This is a genomic window from Aliivibrio sp. EL58, assembly GCF_900312675.1.
Classification (GTDB): Bacteria; Pseudomonadota; Gammaproteobacteria; order Enterobacterales; family Vibrionaceae; genus Aliivibrio.
This window is the reverse complement of the sequence record NZ_OMPC01000012.1, coordinates 42,334-61,017: the sequence shown is the minus strand read 5'-3', so window position 1 is coordinate 61,017 and position 18,684 is coordinate 42,334. Positions and strand designations below refer to the sequence as shown.

Genomic DNA, 18,684 nt, shown 5'->3' with positions numbered 1-18,684 from the left:
TTTGATTTTTACTCCACTCTTTCTATTCCTATTTCTCTTTTGGAGTTAACAATGTACACCACACTGAAAAGCCTTGGTTGGCTTATCTCTTTTTGCCTACTACTTGTGGTCGCATTTTTATCCCTTTTGCATACACCTTACGCACAGCCGGTATTAACCCCCCTTATCAATAAGATCACTGATCAAAAGGTCACTTTTGGTGGCATAGATTACTCTATTCAATCTCCTTTATATCTCACGCTCTCTGACGTCACGATTATTCAAGAAGATCACTTATTACAGATCCAACAGGTTGATTTTTGGCTTTCTCAACATCCAATAAAAAAAGGAAAATTGGCTTTTGATAGTATCAAAATTGATGGTTTGAGCTTACAAAACGGACTTCCAACAAATGAAGGTATTCATTGGATTTCAATAAACCAATTAAGTATTTCTAACTTGGACTTTGCTAATGAAGACGTCGTGCTTCGTGACGCACAAATCCAACTCACCAATTGGTCAGTACAAGAAAATACGGCAATTCCTTTTGAAGGCAGTTTTCAGTTTTCAACACAACAATTGTACTGGCAAGGCGAAGCACTTAATGACGTATTAATCGATGGCTATTACAGCGAAAATTACACCGCGTTACATGGCCTTTCTTTTATTTGGCGAGACAGTACGATTACCGCTCAAGCAGAACTAAAAGAAAATACCTTATGGGTTATCCCTCAATTTACGCTACGTAATTTTAATTTAGAATCTGATAATGCAGACATAATAGGGAAACCATTAAATTGGTTAACTCAACAAGGTTTCACCTACCAATTTGAGCGTATTGATTTACTAGACATTAATGTGGAGTTACCCCAATTTAGCGTAAACAATTTAAGTTTATCTGCTGAAAATGTACTGCTTCCTTATCATTTATGGCAACAAAGCGAGGCTGCGATTTCCTTTAATGCCGACAGCGTGGTTTGGAATCAACATCTTATTGAAAACCCAATTGTTAATTTAACTCTTAATGGTAAAAAAGCAGACATCACTAATCTGTCTCTCGATATCTTTGATGGCAATATTCAACTTTCAGGTCAGGTGTCTCAAAATGCCATTAACCTAAAAACCTTTACGGCGGAACAAATAAAGTGGATCGTCACTGATGAGGAAGCCCAAGCGTTTAATCAATATATAAAGCAGTTAATCGAAGTAAAAGTGGCGAAAATAGATTTCAATAATGTTCAACTGATTCAATTAAATAGCCTTTACCCTTATCAATTATCAGGCGTAAACGTTGAAGGTAATGATCTCGATTTATTACGCTATGCACAATGGGGGTTATGGGATGGTAAACTTTCAATTAGCGCCTCTAATGCAAGCTTCAATTACTTGTTAAGTCAGCAATTATTGATAGAAATGAATACAGTAAATGGATTATGGTCAATCGAACGTGCACTACTTCCTTTACCTGAAGGACTTATTGGCTTTACTGGTAGCATTCAATTGATGCAAGACAGTCAACCTTGGCAACTTGAGGCGTATGGCGATGGATTACCCGTTAGTTATCTTAGCCATTTTATCTCAAATCCAATCCCTCTTGATGGACTCACTGAATTCACTTTTAATGGCAATGGATTAGCTGTAAATAGAGACAGTTTTAACTACAGTTTTAATGGTGAATTGAATGTCATCCCAAGAGAAATGATCACAACAAAGACAGCAAAAGAATTGTGGCAATATAAGTTAGGATTAATTCCTGATAACGATCAACCTAATGCCTCTCTCGAAACTAAAGAAAAGATTCAAGAAAAAGTACCTGTAGCACAATATCCAATACATGTTGACCCGATCACGGTTACAGCAAACCGTGGGCGTATTACCATTGAGCCGATTATGATTACTGGGGAAGGTTTTAACTACAACATTGAAGGGGATTACGATTTAGTAAACCCAGAGCAGGCAGAAGCCATCACTTCAATTACACAAGAGTGCCACCAATTAAAACAAAAACTCTTTTCAAAAGAAGTTCAAATTATCAATTATTGCCAGTAATAAAAAATCATAATACCTAAATAACAAAGCCCCATTAATCGCACACTTAAATAAGATGTACGATTAATGGGGCTTTTTTGTCTAGTTATTTAACTACTTAGCGAGAATTGATTGATACCACTGCTCTGCATCTTGATAGGTTTTCTCTACCGTTTTAGATGAAAAACCCAATAATCGACTCGTTTTATCTATCTCTTCCCAATCACCGACATCTAAACTTTCATACAGCTCTAGCATTGAACCAAGCAAACCAACACGAAGTAAAATCGCTTGTTCAATTTCGTGACTTAAAGATAACTGCTCTAAAACATCATCAAGCTTGCGATCAAGTAGTGCATCAAGCAGTGAAAATAAGCCCACAATAAAGGCTTGCTGTCCTGGCGTACCATTTTGAATACGACAGATCATTAATTCACAAAAACGCCCTTTCACTAACGACTGCTTATAAAGCTCTTTTGGTTTATTTATCGCAGCATGAGCTGTCGCAATTAAGGTTACAAACATTTTTATTTGTTCTTCACCAAGATAAACCAGTGCTTGCTTAAACGATGAAATAGGATTCTCTAATCGTGCTGACGCTGTATTTACAAATTTCAGTAATTGATAAGACAAAGAAACATCTTGCGCAATAAGCTGTTCTATTCGGACAAAGTTAACCTCTTCGCGGCACACTTCTTGAAACAGCTGCATCGTAAGGAATTCTTCTGGTTTTACAACGCGATTTTTAATGATCTCAGGCTTACTGAAGAAGTAACCTTGATAAAAATGAAAACCAGCATCAAACGCCAATTGAAACTCTTCATTAGTTTCCACTCTTTCGGCTAAGTAATGACGCTTACAGCCCTGCTGTTTTCGTTGTTTAACGTATTCACATGCGACTTCAATGCCTAATTGCATAATGTCTAGCTTAACTATATGTGAATAAGGTAAAAAACGGTCCCATGCGGTATCTAAACTAAAATCATCCAGAGCAATAATGTAACCCATTCGATGTAAATGCTTAATCGCACTAAACAGCTCATCATTAGGGGTACAAGTTTCTAATACTTCGACGACAATCTTACGTTTAGGGAAAGACGTTGGAACTAGAGATATCAATGACTCTTGGGGGAAATTAATAAAACTACGTGGCGATTCTAATGCAGGATTACAACCCGTCGACATAAAGTTTTCAACTAACAATCGACTCGTTGCTTGATTTGCTTCTATATTAGGAAACGCATTACTTTCACCATCACGGAAAAGTAGCTCGTAGCCTATCGTTTGTTTTTTCCGACTCAGGATCGGTTGTCGGGCAACGTATGCATACATAACTTAAAAGCGATATCCTGTTACAAGTACAAGTGTCATAAAGATAATTATCGGCATAATCATCCAAATCTTAAGAAAAAGAACGACAAATGGTAAGTTTATTTATACGCATCATAATCGAATAGCATAAAAAAAAACATACGTTTGGTTAATTAACAGCCAAGAAATAGTCAGAATGTGCGATTACTGCTATAGAAACTGGATTAAAAATTGCGAATAAGAGATTTTGTCCTTTTTCTTGGAGTAACAAAGAGGGATAAACCCCGAATTCTCCAACTTAACTTCACTTGGGTATATAATAACAACAACCCACTATTTACTGTTATGTTGTGAGCCTAATGAAAGAAACCACCTTTATTCAAGAATCACATTATCTTGAAACCATGAAAAATGACGTTACTCCTTTTTGGGAAAGACGCCAACACGGCTTTTATCAAGGTGAAAAATCGACACAACTGCATTGGGTAAGTTTTACCAGTCCAGCCAACCGCAAAGCTATTATGGTCGTCAACGGACGCATTGAAAGTGTTCATAAATACCAAGAGCTGTTTTATGACCTTTTCTGTCAGGGTTATGATATTTATTCATTTGATCACCGCGGGCAAGGCCTGTCAGAACGACTAACAGACAATCAAGATATTGGGCATATCGAAGACTTCAATGATTATATTCTCGACCTAAACAACATGACTCAATACCTAATTACACCTGAAGACTACCAAGATTGTTATTTACTTGGTCACTCGATGGGCGGTGCAATTGCTACTCAGTATGCAGAAACTCACTCACATCCATACTCCGCAATGGCATTAAGCGCACCAATGCACGGCATTCATATTCAGCCTTGGTTAAAACCAATTGCAGGCCCAATAAGTCGCTATTTAAGTCGTTGGGCTTCACAGCCTTCTTACGCTTTAGGTCAAGCTCCCTACCAGGAAAAACCGTTTTTAGATAACACATTAACCACCTGTGAAATTCGCTATCAATGGTTCCGTGAATTATACAACCTAAAGCCTGAGCTTCAGATCGGTGGCCCAAGTAATCACTGGGTAAATCAAAGTTTAAAAGGGTCAAAACTTTGTGTCGAGCAAGCCGCATCTTGCTTGGTGCCTACTTTATTACTTCAGGGAGAAAACGATCGCATTGTAGATAATAATGCTCATGTCGCTTTTCAAAAAAAAGCCCCAGATTGCCAATTAATCACAATTCAAAAAGCAAAACACGAATTACTTTTTGAATCCGATAGTTGCCGTAATCAAGCACTCTCGGAGATCCTCAACTTTTTCCAACATCATAGTTCATCATCAGAAATGTGATGCCTTACTAAAGTAAAAAGAGGAAAAGCAATATTGTTATCTTTACCCTCTTTTTTCTTTATAAAGTGACGTAAACTGAACTCAGTTATTTTTAAATCTATTCTTTATTTCTGAGGCTTTATGATTACTATCGTTGCATCTGATCTTGACGGCACGCTACTGACTCCTGAACACAAAATTGCAGACTTCACAAAAAAAACACTTAATAAACTGCACCAACAAGACCTGACCTTTATTTTTGCAACGGGTCGTCACCACATTGATGTGGGCAATATTCGTAACGATGTGGGCATTCCTGCTTACATGATCACATCCAATGGTGCTCGCGTTCACGATGCTGATGACAATCTTATTTACAGTAAAAACCTGCCTGAGCATTTAGTTCCGCAAGTATTAGACCTACTAAAAAATGATGACTCTTTATCTATTCATATGTATTCCGACGATAAATGGTTTATGCATAAAGAAGATGAAAGCTTAAAAGAATTCCATGACAGTGGTTTCACTTACACTTTATTTGATGTTGAAAACCCACCGGTTGAAAACATGGCAAAAATCTTCGTGACCATGCCAGAGCATGAATATTTGGTGCAATATGAAACTAAGCTAAAAGCACAATTTGGCGATCAATTAATGGTCGCTTTCTCAACCCCTTGGTGCTTAGAAGTGATGGCTTCAGAAGTCTCTAAAGGCGCTGCATTAGAGGCTGTTGCTAAGTTACTTGGTAAGACATTAGATAACTGCATCGCGTTTGGTGATGGCATGAATGATTATGAAATGCTGCATATGGCTGGTAAAGGAATCGTGATGGGAACATCGCATGAGAAAGTAAAAAAAGCCCTACCAAATAATGAAGTTATCGGCTCATCTGCCGACGAAGCCGTTGCTCATTACTTAGAAAACCTACTGTTAAAATAAGCGTACAGACTACTTAGCCTATCATAGGCCAAATAGTTAACTGTTATTTAAAAACAAATGGTTACCTAAGTTCATAGTAAAAACAATCAAGTATAAAAAAGCCAGATACGTAATAATACGCATCTGGCTTTTTTATACTTGATATCAATCTAGATACCCCGTTGAATAAATTATTTTTTCTTCGCTCTTGGATGCGCTTGGTCATACGCTTGAGCAAGATGTTGAAAATCTAAATGGGTATAAATTTGCGTAGTAGAAATATTTTCATGCCCAAGTAACTCTTGAACGGCACGTAAATTGCCACTCGATTCAAGCATGTGGGTTGCAAATGAGTGACGTAATTTATGTGGGCTAATATGACTATTGACCCCCTGTTTCATTCCCCACTCAGCCATTCTTTTTTGCACATTTCGATGCGAAATACGAACACCCAATTTAGAGACAAATAACCCTGGCTCTTCTGGTTTTGCTAGTTGATTTCGAACTTGTAACCAATGCCCTAACCACTCTTTCGCTTGACCTGAAAAAGGAACTTTACGTTCTTTATCGCCTTTACCAATGACGCGTAATTCGCCTTGGCGTAATTGAATATCACGAACATCAATACCCACTAATTCAGCCAAACGTAAACCAGCACCATACATGAGTTCCATCATGGCACGATCACGAATCGATAATGGATCATCTTCGTTTACTTCAAGTAACTGCCCCATCTCATCCACATCGATATTTTTTGGTAATGGACGAGATTTACGAGGTGCAGAAACCCCTTTCGCAGGGTTGGCCGCTAATATATTTCGTAATACTAAAAAATCAAAAAAACTGCGCAGTGAAGATAATCGAGTGGATAAGCTACTCGCTTTCAGTCCTTCTCGCATGCCTTTACTGGTAATTTGACGTACCCAACCCGCATCGACGTCTTGCCAAGACTCTACGCCTAACTCAACCAGTTGCTCAGCAATCGTTGTTAGTTGGCGCTTATAACTGCGTTGAGTATAAATACTTAAGCCTTTTTCATTACGTAAAAATTCATAAAAGGCATCAAGGTGTTTGGAATATTGAAGAGGAAGTACATCACTCATGAGAAGATTTCGACCATTGCATTAATAAATAATGGAAAACACTAACCAGCTGTTCTAAAAATAAGGTATCCATATTTGGTTCGAAATGCCGGCCATCACGACTAGCAAACGCCATCACCCCAATAGGTTGAGATTGACCTAATGGAAGGATAGCAAACGAGCCTAGCTCCGCACTTGAGTGGTCAAGCCCACCATAGGCCAATAAGCTATCACGCTCAGCCTTACGTAAGCGACCTAAATACGCAGAGTGTCCATTCAAAAACTTTTTAATAAAATTATCGAGTGCGGTTTTATCCACATGATACTTAGGATGAGAATGATCAATGATTTTAATATGCGCGGTTAAATCTAGAGAAAGTGCTTTTTGCTCGATAATTTTTGCCGCTTGAGAAAAATCCTTACACAGTAATAATTGTTTTTGTATATTAGCAAAATCATGAAATAGACGATCATTTTTTGCTGCAAGTGACATGAGTTGAGTAATTTCTTCTTCTAAGTCACCGATACGATCACGCAATTTACTGACTTGAACTTCAACTAAAGAAACCACGCCTCGCTCAGGCGTGTCTACTTTAATTCGTCCAAGTAACTCTGGATGCTGCTGAAAAAAATCAGGATGGTCCATTAAAAATTGAGCAACAACGTCTTCAGTAAGTTGAGTGGGTTGCGGTTCGATTGATGTTACGTCATTCATATTGATAATTGACCATCATAAACATGGGCTGCAGGACCAGTCATGAACAATGGGTAACCTGGGCCTTTCCATGAAATCTGCAAATCACCGCCAGGCAAAGAGACTTTAACGTCTTCACCTAATAATTCTTGCATGATACCAATAGCAACCGCACCACACGCGCCACTTCCACACGCTTGAGTTTCACCAGCGCCACGCTCATAAACACGTAATTTCACTTCATTCGGTGAAATAACTTCCATAAAGCCCGCATTCACACGATCAGGAAAACGCTCATGCCCTTCGACTAACGGACCATATTTATCAACGTCATAATTATCAACATCATCAACCACGGTGACACAATGTGGATTACCCATACTTACCGCACCACAGAAAAGTGTTTTATCTTCTGCTCGTAGTAAATAGGTTTTCTCAGCTTGAGTGGCTTTAAATGGAATTTTATTTGGTTCAAATACTGGTTCACCCATGTTTACCGTTATTTGATCATCATCTTCCACTTTTAACGTCATTTTACCTTTTTTGGTGCTCACTGAAATGCTGATTTTATTGGTTAAGCCTTTCATTCGAACGAAACGTGCAAAACAGCGAGCGCCGTTACCACATTGCTCTACTTCTGTGCCATCAGCATTAAAAATACGATAGTGAAAATCAGTTTCAGGATCATAGGGAGCTTCAACCACCAATAGCTGATCAAAACCAATACCACGGTTACGATCCGCTAGGCGACGGATTAAATCTGGTGAAAAGAAAATATTTTGAGTTAAGCAGTCAACCACCATAAAGTCATTGCCAAGCCCGTGCATTTTAGAAAAATGAAAGTGCATAGTTGTTCTTCTTTTTTATATTTTAGGTTGAATACCAAAAGAGCAAGTAACGTTAAGCTGCTTGCTCTTTAATCTAAGTTAGTTTGGTAAGATGGATTCTAGTTCCCATAAAGAACTTAACTCTTCTCGTTTACGTACAAGATGAACTTGGTCCCCATCAACCATTATTTCTGCTGCGCGAGTGCGCGTATTATAGTTTGATGACATCACAAAACCATAGGCTCCAGACGAACGAACCGCAAGCAAGTCATCAGCTTCGAGAACTAGATCACGGTCTTTACCTAAGAAGTCACCAGTTTCGCAAATAGGCCCAACTAAATCATAGCTTTGCGCTTCACCTTCACGAGGAGCCACAGGCACGATATCTTGCCACGCTTGATATAATGCAGGACGCATCAAGTCATTCATTGCCGCATCAATAATGGCAAAGTTTTTATGCTCAGTGTGCTTTAAGAATTCAACTTTAGTCACCAAGATACCGGCATTTGCTGCAATCGCACGACCTGGTTCAAAAATCAATTCAAGATCTTCACGGCCCACTAAACGACTTAATAATGCGGTTGCGTATTCTGATGGCTGCGGCGGTAACTCATCACGATAAACCACACCTAAACCACCACCCACATCAAGGTGACGAATATTGACACCTTGTGCTTTTAAATCATCAATCAAGGCAAGAAGACGATCTGTGGCATCAATGAATGGCGTAATATCCGTTAACTGAGAACCGATATGGCAATCAATACCTTGGATATCTAAGTTCGATAGGGTTTGTGCAAATTTGTATACTTCAGGAGCACGATCAAACGCGATACCAAACTTATTATCACGCAAGCCCGTTGAAATATATGGGTGTGTTTTCGCATCGACATCTGGATTAATACGCAGTGAAATAGGTGCAATTACCCCCATTTCAGCAGCAACCGCATTTAAGCGCTCAAGCTCTGGTTCTGATTCAACATTGAAGCATTTAATTTTTAGCTCTAGTGCTCGGCGCATTTCATCAGCCGTTTTACCAACGCCAGAAAAAACCACTTTAGTTGGATCGCCACCGGCAGCCACAACACGCTCAAGTTCACCTTGAGACACAATATCAAACCCTGAACCTAGACGGGCAAGTGCATTTAACACGCCGATATTTGAGTTCGCTTTTACGGCGTAACATACAAGATGAGGTTGTTCACCTACCGAGCTATCAAATGCATTCCAGTGGCGCTCTAATGTCGCACGAGAATATACATACAATGGCGTGCCATACTGCTCAGCTAATTGTGCAACCGGTAACTCTTCAGCCCAAAGTTGTCCATCATCCTTATAATTGAAATAATCCAATGTCGTCTTCCTTGTCTAGTTCAGTGTTTATTAGCCAGTGATTATTCAAATACACTGACTACAAATAAATTATTCTGCTACTTCTGTTTTTGGTGCGTCATCTGCAGGCATGTACAACGAACCCGTTTGACCACAACCTGCCAGCGTTAAGGCACTCAATAGCATTAACGCCATCACTCTTTTTTGCATAAGATTTTACCATTAGTGTTAATATCTGGTTATGCTCTCTATAATCGCACCACAGCCAAGAAAAGCAATAGGATAAATAAGATGAATAACACTGAATTTCACGAGTTAGTCGATGCAAAACTGCAATTAATCGAAGATATGATTGATGAATCTGGTGCCGATATTGAACCAGTTATCACGGGTAACGTTTTAACATTAGAATTTGAAAACCGCAGCCAAGTCGTGATCAACAAACAAGAACCAATGCACGAAATCTGGTTAGCATCAAAATCTGGCGGCTTCCACTTTGCTTATACTGATGAGAAATGGACATGTTCTAAGACGGGCATGGAATTTATCGAGATGGTCAAAGAAGAGTGTCAAAAGCATGCAGATGAAGAGATTGAGTGGGCTTAAAGCAGAGTTCAGATCGGTCGCAAGCTCCCTTGAAGAGTTCAGAGGAGCTTGAGATTCAGGATTCAGGATTCAGGATTCAGGATTCAGGATTCAGGATTCAGGATTCAGGATTCAGGAGGATTTTATTGCTCTTCCTGAACCCTGCAAGCGAAGCGGCCTGAAACCTTAAGCTCCAATACCCGCATGACGCAGCATTGCATCTACTTGTGGCTCACGACCACGGAAGCGTTTGAACAGTTCCATTGGCTCTTCACTGCCACCCATTTCAAGAATATTATTCAAGAAACTTTGGCCTGTTTCTGTATTAAAAATGCCTTCTTCTTCAAAACGAGAGAATGCATCCGCTGATAATACTTCTGCCCATAGGTAGCTGTAATAACCCGCACCGTAGCCACCCGCAAAAATATGACCGAAGCTGTGAGAAAAACGGTTCCACTCAACACTTGGTAATACCGCTACTTTCGCTTTTACTTCAGCCAGCGTTTCTAAGACTTTTGCACCTAAATCAGGATCATAATTTGTGTGCAACGTGAAATCGAACATACCGAACTCTAGCTGACGCAGGATAAACATCGCTGATTGGAAGTTTTTCGCAGCAAGCATTTTATCTAGCATCTCTTTTGGCAGTGGCTCACCCGTTTCATAGTGACCAGAAATAAACGCCAATGCTTCTTCTTCATAACACCAGTTTTCTAAGAACTGACTTGGCAATTCAACCGCATCCCAAGGCACGCCATTGATACCAGACACTGACGCCACATCAATTTGCGTTAGCATGTGGTGAATACCGTGACCAAATTCGTGGAATAAAGTAACCACTTCATCATGAGTAAATAGCGCTGGTTTACCACCAACAGGCTTATTGAAGTTACACGTTAGGTATGCAACTGGCGTTTGCAGTTCGCCATTTTCAGTAATACGACGGACACGACACTCGTCCATCCATGCGCCACCACGTTTGTGCTCACGCGCGTATAAATCTAAGTAAAAACTACCACGTAAGGTATTGGTAGAATCAAAGATATCAAAGAAACGCACTGATTCATGCCATACATCAACACCCTCACGCTCAACTACCGTCATACCAAACAAACGGTTTAATACTTCAAATAGACCAGAGACGGCTTTTGATTCAGGAAAATAAGGACGTAACTCTTCATCTGAGATCTGGTATAGCTTTTGTTTTAGCTTTTCAGAGTAATAAGTCACATCCCACAGATCTAACTCATCAATATCAAACTCTTCTTTTACAAAGGCTTTTAACTCTTCAACTTCGCGCTCACCTTGTGGTTTCGCTTTCGCTGCTAAATCATTTAAAAAGCCCAGTACTTGAGTTGGGCTTTCTGCCATTTTGGTTGCTAATGATTTTTCACTGTAAGAAGCAAAGCCCAATAAACGTGATACTTCATGACGAAGTTGCAGCTCTTCAGAGATTAAATCGGTGTTATCCCATTTACCTGCGTTTGGACCGCGATCTGATGCACGAGTCACGAACGCTTCGTAAATTTCACGACGCAGTGGTTTATTATCAGCATAAGTCATGATTGGAATGTACGATGGCATTTCTAGTGTCAGTAACCAACCGTCTAACTCTTTCGCTTCTGCCGCGGCTTTTGCTGCTGCCATTGCAGATTCTGGCAAGCCAGATAATTCCGCTTCATCAGTAATATGTTTTGACCAACCCATGGTTGCATCAAGCACGTTGTTGCTGAAGTTTGAACTTAATTCTGAGGTACGCTTGCTGATATCACCGTAGCGTTTTTGTTGATCTGCCGGTAGGCCAATGCCTGATAATTCAAAATCACGCAGCTCATCAACCATTGTTTTTTGTTGAGCTTGAGACAGGGTTGCAAACGTCTCACTCTCTTTAATTGATTTATACGCTTCGTACAATCCTTTATGTTGGCCTACCCACGTGCCGTACTCAGATAACGCAGGTAAACACGCTTCGTACGCTTCACGCAATGCTTCACTGTTTTGCACTGAGTTCAAATGGCTCACTGGTGACCAAATGCGACTTAGGCGATCATCGGTTTCAGCCAGAGGAATAATTATGCTCTCCCAACTTGGCGCAGCATCAGACTCTAATACTTCTTCCACTTTAGCGCGACAATCGGCAATGGCTTGTTCTACCGCAGGCTGAATATGCTCAGGCTTAATTTGAGAAAACAGCGGTAAATCAGTAAAGGTTAATAACGGGTTAGACATATTCATTCCTTTTCTATTTTTCGTTTTTAGGATCGGCTTATCCCTTAAAGATGGTGCTTAATGGATAAAATTTCAATGGCTGATGCAAGAGTACACACATTGAGCGGTAAACTTGGGTATAATCATGTGATTCCAATAGTGAGAGTTCATCCATGCTAAGTTATCGTCACAGTTTTCATGCAGGCAACCATGCCGATGTGGTTAAACACATTGTACAAAGCCTTATCCTTGATTCATTAACGCAAAAAGATAAGCCATTTGTTTATCACGACACCCATTCAGGGGTTGGTCGTTACGATTTAACGCATGAATGGTCTGAAAAGACAGGCGAATACAAGCAAGGTATCGCTCGCATCTGGGAGCAAACTGATCTTCCTGAAGAGATCACAAGCTACCTAAATGCCATCACTGAATTAAACGACGGTGAAGAACTGCGTTACTACCCAGGTTCACCTCGTGTTGGTCGTGCTCACCTGCGTCGTCAAGACCGCATGGTATTAACCGAGCTTCACCCTGCCGACCACCCTCTGCTTGAGCAAGAGTTTCACCGTGATCGCCAAGTGTCTATTTATAAAGAAGACGGCTTTGCACGACTAAAAGCAAGCCTTCCACCAAAAGAGCGCCGAGGATTAGTCCTAATCGACCCACCTTATGAGCTTGCAAAAGAATACCGTGATGTTGTGACTGCAATTGCTCAAAGCCATAAACGCTGGGCAACGGGCATTTATGCAATTTGGTATCCTGTGGTTAATCGCTGTGATATCGAAGATATGATCGAAGGATTAGAAGGTCTTGGTATTCGTAATATCCTACAAATTGAATTAGGTGTTTCTGCTGATACTAACGAGCGTGGCATGACCGCATCTGGCATGATCGTCATTAATCCACCATGGAAATTAGAAAGCCAAATGAAAGAAATTTTGCCTTTCTTGAAAGAAGCAATTGCACCAGCAACAGGTCACTTTAAAGTCGAGTGGATTGTTCCGGAATAAGATCTAAGAATTCAGTTCGGTCGCAAGCTCCCTTAAAGAGTTCAGAATAGGTAGCGGGAGGCGCTCACTCTCAACAAACACCTCTGAACTCTGCAAGCGAAGCGATCTGAATTCTCAAGCTTTTGAAACCTCGTAGGCCTTGAAAAAGAAAAATTTGGTCGCATTTCATACATAGTATTAAAAAAATTAACACCAATATAATTAGATAATTATTAGCATTGGTATAAAACCTATCGGAGAGAAAGTAATGGCTACGCATTTTGATTATATCTGTATCGGCGGTGGTTCTGGCGGTATCGCATCAGCAAACCGTGCGGCTATGCACGGCGCAAAAGTTGCTCTTATTGAAGCACAAGAGCTTGGCGGCACGTGTGTAAACGTGGGCTGTGTTCCTAAAAAAGTAATGTGGCACGGTGCACAAGTTGCTGAAGCAATTAATTTATACGCTGAAGATTACGGCTTTGATGTTGAACTGAAAAAATTCAACTGGAGCAAAATGGTTGAAAACCGCCAAGCGTACATTGGTCGTATTCACCAATCTTACGATCGCGTTCTTGGTAACAATAAAATAAACGTAATTAAAGGCTTTGCTAAGTTTGTTAATGCAAACACAGTTGAAGTGAATGGCGAACACTACACAGCGGATCATATCCTTATTGCTGTTGGTGGCCGTCCATCAATCCCAAATATTCCAGGTGCTGAGCACGGTATCGATTCAAACGGTTTCTTTGAGCTAATGGAGCAACCAAAACGTGTTGCTGTTATTGGTGCAGGTTACATCGCAGTTGAAATCGCAGGTGTTCTTCACTCTCTAGGCACTGAAACTCACCTTTTCTGCCGTAAAGAATCACCATTACGTAGCTTTGATCCAATGATCATCGATACGCTAGTGGAAGTAATGAACACAGAAGGCCCTACACTTCATACTCACTCTGTACCAAAAGCAGTGGTTAAAGAAGCCGATGGTAGCCTAACACTTCACCTAGAAAATGGTGAAACACAAAACGTTGATACCCTAATTTGGGCAATTGGTCGTCACCCTGCGACTGACGCAATCAACCTAGAAAACACAGGCGTTGCTACTAACGATCGCGGTTACATCAAAGTTGATGAATACCAAGAAACTAACGTAAAAGGCATCTACTGTGTAGGTGATATCATGGAAGGCGGCATTGAGCTAACACCTATCGCGGTTAAAGCCGGTCGTTTATTGTCTGAGCGTCTATTCAACGGTCAAACAAACGCAAAAATGGACTACACATTAGTTCCTACTGTTGTGTTTAGCCACCCACCGATTGGCACAATTGGTCTTACTGAACAAGAAGCTGATGAGCAATACGGCAAAGACAACGTAAAAGTGTACACATCAGGCTTCACAGCGATGTACACAGCGGTAACTAAGCACCGTCAGCCTTGTAAGATGAAGCTAGTATGTGCTGGTGAAGACGAGAAAGTTGTTGGCCTACACGGTATCGGTTTCACCGTTGATGAAATGATCCAAGGTTTTGCAGTAGCAATGAAGATGGGCGCAACTAAGGCTGATTTCGATGCCGTTGTCGCTATCCACCCAACAGGTTCTGAAGAATTTGTTACTATGAGATAGTCTATTTTTAGACTGTTTTGATTATAAAAAACGCCGCCAATAGTTAATATTGGCGGCGTTTTTGTTTTATTTAATCAGGTTTAATTCAATTAAATATGATGTTACTTGCCTGACTTTTCTGCAATTTTATCTTCAACCATTGGTGCTAACTTTTCATAAGGTAAATAGCCAGGAAGAAGTTGACCATCGATCAACATAGCTGGTGTTCCCCTTGCGCCTAAATCCGTAAATAATTGGCGGTTTTTTGCCACCATATCTTCCACTTCTTTATCCGTTGATACGTACTTTTCAGCATCATTCGCTTTTGCTACTTTCATCACAGAGCGCACATTGTGAATGCCGGGTTTACTCCATAAGGTTTCGTTAATTTTATTAAATTTTTCAGGGCTTTCTTTCCATACTCTCATTGCAAAGGTGGCAGAGTTAATCGGGTTTAAGTGCTCTTTAAGTGGTACATAAATATTTATCACTTTAAGATCATCTGGGTGTTCATCGACCAACCTCATTAACACTGGATCTAGTTTTTTACACCAAGGACAACTTAAATCCGTTAACACCACAATAGTTAACTTAGGATCTTTGGCACCAAACGACGGAAGATTTGGGTTGTTGTACATATAATCATGATAATCCGCCAATGTTTTTTGATAGTTACCTTGTTGAACAATATACATAGCTAAACTTTCATGAAGACTATCAATGATTGCAGGATTACCTTTAAGCATCTCATTGATATCTTGAATTTTCTCCGACTGAGTCATTGCAGAAGCAAGGGGAGAAAATAAGCATGCCATTACCAGTGTTGTGATTAATTTCGTTTTAAATTTCATTTTTTATTGTCCGTATATATTTGTTTAGATAAGCCATAAGCGAGCAAGTAATCCCATCGGAGTTGTTATCCCCGTAGTGATGTTTTTTATCTCGCCTTTATCAATAATGACGATCGTTGGGGTCACTCTAATGCCCCACTCTCTTGAAATATTGCCGCGCGTATCATTAATATTTTTAAAGGTATATTCGTGGGATTTCATATAGCCGGAGACTCTTCTATCCTCTCCAGAGCTCGTACTCACTCCAACAACCTGATAAGAATCACTGAACCAATTAATTGTTGGTGTTACGAATCGACACGCTGCACACCACGTCGCCCAAAAATAGACCACCACAGGTTTTTCTTGGCTCATCGCAATAACATCTATCGACTCTCCTGTTGTGCTAATCCCAGCAACTGCAGGAGTTGCATTAACAGGCATATCTTTGGTTCTCCACATATCAACAGCAAAGCTAAGAATAATGATCATAACCAAGTAAATAAGCGCTTCTTTACCCCAACGTTTCATTTTTTTACTCTTACCCATCACTGTTCCCCCCTGCTTTTTTAATCGCATCCATAACGGCTTTTTCATTCAAAATCACAGGAAGTTCGATGCCGTTTGGCGCTCCTGGGCCATAAACCACATTAAATGGCACCCCAAATCGGCCATGATCTTGTAGGTAAGAGGTAATCTCTTCATTCGGAACCGTCCAATCTCCCTCCATAGGAACAACATTGGCGCTGTTTAACTCGCTATAAACCGGCTCTTGAAGCATCACACCAATCTTGTTTGCCTTACATGTCACACACCAATCGGCGGTAACATCAACAAACACCACTTTTCCTTCATCGACATGTTGCTGAATAGATTCACTCGATAAAGGAACCCAGTTGGGCTCGGCAGGTAAAAGGTCCGTTGACGTCATGCTGTCTATCACGGTGCCAAAACCAAATGCGATCGCAAACAAAATACTCAACCATCCCGCCGCTTTCTTACTATGCACTTGAACCGTTCGCAGTAAAATTGCACCACCTGATATCACTGCAATAGCATAAATCCAAAGCTCTGATAAATGATTAGAAAGTAAATTCAGTAACCAAATACTGGTGATAAGCATCATCGCACCAAAAAGAGACTTAACCTTACTCATCCATGGACCAGGTTTTGGTAACGAAAGAGCAATCGATGGGAAGATCGCAACCAATATCCACGGTAAGGCCATACCAAGCGCTAACGCAGTAAAAATGCCGTACATGGTTGGGATATTTGTCGCTAAAGCAAAAGCAACCGCAGTTCCTAAGAAAGGGGCGGAGCAAGGTGTGGCAAGTAAGGTGGCAAACATACCTTGAATGAAGTGACCAAAGTAAGAGTTGTTCCCTTTTGATGCGATCCAAGTGTTGGTATTTGATGATAATCGGATTTCAAATAAGCTCAGCATATTGGCACCAAACAACACGGTAATGAGTGTCATTGCCCCAATAAACCACGCACTTTGAAATTGAATCCCCCATCCAATTGCATTACCCGATAACTTGAGCACCGCTAAGAAAGAAGCAAGAAGCCAAAACGAAAAAACAATCCCACTTGCAGAGGCTAAAAACTGCAATTTAATCTGCTTTTTCTCAAGGCCTTGGGCTGAGATAACACTACTTAATTTCATACCCAGTACAGGGAAAACACATGGCATGATATTTAAAATAAAACCACCAAATAAAGCAAACAGGACCATTTGTACAATAGACTGCATATTGCGTGCGATCATTCCATCGCGAATACTTGCGGGCTGCTCAGCAATGAATTCCTTATCTTTTAAAGTAACACTGATATTTTCACCGGTTAGATTAGGAGTTCCCATCCAACTGCTGACATCGAATGTTGCGGTGATATCATCACCATCCACATCAATCTTTGGACGAGAAAAGTTATCGTCCTGCATCTCATCGGAAGGACCATCAACCAATACATCAGGGGCTATCCACCCCATTTTTTTGGTTGCTGTCACCTGAAGCTGCATTTTTGTAGCATCCCACACCGCTTTCACCTCACTGATCAATGCCGATTGTTTTGGAACCTGACTTAACCCTTGGGCATAAACGTGCATCGCTTCTTTGGAAAGCGTTAGATCGGTAGGAGTGAACGTAAGTTCAAATGGATAGTCAGTCAGTACGCAGATAGTGGTACAAGATGACAAGGTGAGATCGGCCTTAAAGGTTACAGGCTTATTGAGATCATCAATATGAAGTGTCATAGGGAAAATAACACTTCCCTTATAGCCTAGGGTTTCAATCCCAAGTAAATCGAAGCGTTTCGGATATGGCCAATACCAATCGATACTGCGAATGTTTTGAGAATCCTCCCACGTCATGCTCGGGGCAATCCCCCCTTCTCCAGGGCTTCTCCAATAGGTTTTCCAATCACCGGCAAGACGAACTTCTAAAAATCCGGCAACGGTTTGATCAACTTTATTGATTTGTCCAGTAAGAACAAAACGTGTTTCTATTGGGGTGTGGTTGGGGTTTTTAATCCATCCAGTATTTGGCGTTTCTGCATGGGCAACAGATATAAATACGCTGCACAATACCGCGAATAGCCCAAATAAGACTATACGCGCTGTCATTGCTGATTTTTGCATGTGTGTTTCCTTTAAAAATAAATATACGTCGAATGTCGATAAAACATTCGATTATTTATTCTCTAAAGACACATAACTTGAGATGAAGCCGCCTTCCTTTGTGAAGGATTGGCTCTGTAAATAAGGAGGTATAACTAAAAGATAGCAACAGCCCTATCACTAGGAGGACTGTAAATATCTGTACAATAAGTACATGCTCGCCAACTTGATGTGATTCAAAATGAACTAAATGATCTGATAATTCGCATTTATCACTTAATCCGTTTTTATCTTGCTCTACTTTTGATCCCTGCTGAACAGAAGCAGACTCCGAATCAGTTAACGGCAAAGAACATGAATTC

General features: G+C 40.4%; 16 protein-coding genes. 6 read left to right on the top strand and 10 right to left on the bottom strand.

Annotated features, from left to right (window positions below; translation table 11 throughout):
• Window positions 1-51: 51 nt before the first annotated feature.
• Complete coding sequence (locus ED622_RS18300; RefSeq protein WP_122036489.1) at window positions 52-2,028, top strand: AsmA family protein; 1,977 nt, start codon at window positions 52-54, stop codon at window positions 2,026-2,028.
• Window positions 2,029-2,121: 93 nt separating this feature from the next.
• On the opposite strand, the gene ED622_RS18295 is transcribed toward ED622_RS18300, so the two are convergent.
• Window positions 2,122-3,339 (bottom strand): EAL and HDOD domain-containing protein, encoded by a 1,218-nt coding sequence (locus tag ED622_RS18295; protein ID WP_122036488.1) that lies wholly within the window; start codon window positions 3,337-3,339, stop codon window positions 2,122-2,124.
• A gap of 338 nt (window positions 3,340-3,677) precedes the next feature.
• Here ED622_RS18295 and ED622_RS18290 point away from each other — a divergent pair, with 338 nt between their 5' ends.
• Together ED622_RS18290 and ED622_RS18285 are read left to right on the top strand one after the other, a co-directional pair.
• A complete protein-coding gene (locus tag ED622_RS18290) occupies window positions 3,678-4,655 on the top strand; it encodes an alpha/beta fold hydrolase (RefSeq protein ID WP_122036487.1) in 978 nt (325 codons plus the stop codon).
• 120 nt (window positions 4,656-4,775) lie between these two features.
• Window positions 4,776-5,573 carry a Cof-type HAD-IIB family hydrolase gene (locus ED622_RS18285; RefSeq protein WP_122036486.1) on the top strand — a complete coding sequence of 266 codons (798 nt, stop codon included), beginning with the start codon at window positions 4,776-4,778 and terminating at the stop codon, window positions 5,571-5,573.
• A 170-nt stretch (window positions 5,574-5,743) separates the two neighbouring features.
• Here the strand turns inward: ED622_RS18285 and xerC are convergent, their stop codons facing one another.
• The 5 genes from xerC to ED622_RS18260 all read right to left on the bottom strand — a co-directional run bounded on the left by xerC (window position 5,744) and on the right by ED622_RS18260 (window position 9,697).
• Window positions 5,744-6,655 carry a tyrosine recombinase XerC gene (xerC, locus tag ED622_RS18280; RefSeq protein WP_122036485.1) on the bottom strand — a complete coding sequence of 304 codons (912 nt, stop codon included), beginning with the start codon at window positions 6,653-6,655 and terminating at the stop codon, window positions 5,744-5,746.
• On the bottom strand, window positions 6,648-7,349 hold the full coding sequence (locus ED622_RS18275) for a DUF484 family protein (RefSeq protein WP_122036484.1): 702 nt from the start codon (window positions 7,347-7,349) through the stop codon (window positions 6,648-6,650). The genes xerC and ED622_RS18275 overlap by 8 nt, the downstream gene beginning before the upstream one ends.
• Complete coding sequence (gene dapF, locus ED622_RS18270; RefSeq protein ID WP_122036483.1) at window positions 7,346-8,176, bottom strand: diaminopimelate epimerase; 831 nt, start codon at window positions 8,174-8,176, stop codon at window positions 7,346-7,348. Before dapF ends, ED622_RS18275 begins: the two co-directional genes overlap by 4 nt.
• A 78-nt stretch (window positions 8,177-8,254) precedes the next feature.
• Window positions 8,255-9,508 (bottom strand): diaminopimelate decarboxylase, encoded by a 1,254-nt coding sequence (gene lysA, locus ED622_RS18265; protein ID WP_122036482.1) that lies wholly within the window; start codon window positions 9,506-9,508, stop codon window positions 8,255-8,257.
• Window positions 9,509-9,577: 69 nt separating this feature from the next.
• Window positions 9,578-9,697 (bottom strand): lipoprotein, encoded by a 120-nt coding sequence (locus ED622_RS18260; RefSeq protein WP_080889821.1) that lies wholly within the window; start codon window positions 9,695-9,697, stop codon window positions 9,578-9,580.
• Window positions 9,698-9,778: 81 nt separating this feature from the next.
• Between ED622_RS18260 and cyaY the strand changes: the two genes are divergently transcribed.
• A complete protein-coding gene (gene cyaY / locus ED622_RS18255) occupies window positions 9,779-10,093 on the top strand; it encodes an iron donor protein CyaY (protein WP_122036481.1) in 315 nt (104 codons plus the stop codon).
• 165 nt (window positions 10,094-10,258) lie between these two features.
• On the opposite strand, the gene prlC is transcribed toward cyaY, so the two are convergent.
• Window positions 10,259-12,301, bottom strand: a complete 2,043-nt coding sequence (gene prlC, locus ED622_RS18250; protein WP_122036480.1) for an oligopeptidase A — start codon at window positions 12,299-12,301, stop codon at window positions 10,259-10,261.
• 152 nt (window positions 12,302-12,453) lie between these two features.
• On the opposite strand from prlC, the gene ED622_RS18245 reads away from it, so the two are divergent.
• Entirely contained in the window at window positions 12,454-13,293 is an 840-nt protein-coding gene (locus ED622_RS18245) for a 23S rRNA (adenine(2030)-N(6))-methyltransferase RlmJ (RefSeq protein ID WP_122036479.1), read from the top strand.
• A 247-nt stretch (window positions 13,294-13,540) separates the two neighbouring features.
• The gene (gene gorA, locus ED622_RS18240) at window positions 13,541-14,896 is read left to right on the top strand and encodes a glutathione-disulfide reductase (RefSeq protein WP_122036478.1); all 1,356 of its coding nucleotides are present in this window, start codon (window positions 13,541-13,543) and stop codon (window positions 14,894-14,896) included.
• 101 nt (window positions 14,897-14,997) lie between these two features.
• Here gorA and ED622_RS18235 read toward each other — a convergent pair whose 3' ends face one another.
• Genes ED622_RS18235 through ED622_RS18225 form a run of 3 tightly spaced genes read right to left on the bottom strand, consistent with a single transcriptional unit; the run spans window position 14,998 to window position 18,343 of the window.
• Window positions 14,998-15,726, bottom strand: coding sequence for a DsbA family protein (locus tag ED622_RS18235; RefSeq protein ID WP_122036477.1), 729 nt, complete (start codon window positions 15,724-15,726; stop codon window positions 14,998-15,000).
• A gap of 24 nt (window positions 15,727-15,750) precedes the next feature.
• Window positions 15,751-16,254 (bottom strand): protein disulfide oxidoreductase, encoded by a 504-nt coding sequence (locus ED622_RS18230; RefSeq protein ID WP_045103177.1) that lies wholly within the window; start codon window positions 16,252-16,254, stop codon window positions 15,751-15,753.
• Window positions 16,247-18,343: a protein-disulfide reductase DsbD gene (locus tag ED622_RS18225; RefSeq protein WP_122036476.1), complete on the bottom strand. Its 2,097-nt coding sequence runs from the start codon at window positions 18,341-18,343 to the stop codon at window positions 16,247-16,249. The genes ED622_RS18230 and ED622_RS18225 overlap by 8 nt, the downstream gene beginning before the upstream one ends.
• Window positions 18,344-18,684: the final 341 nt, after the last annotated feature.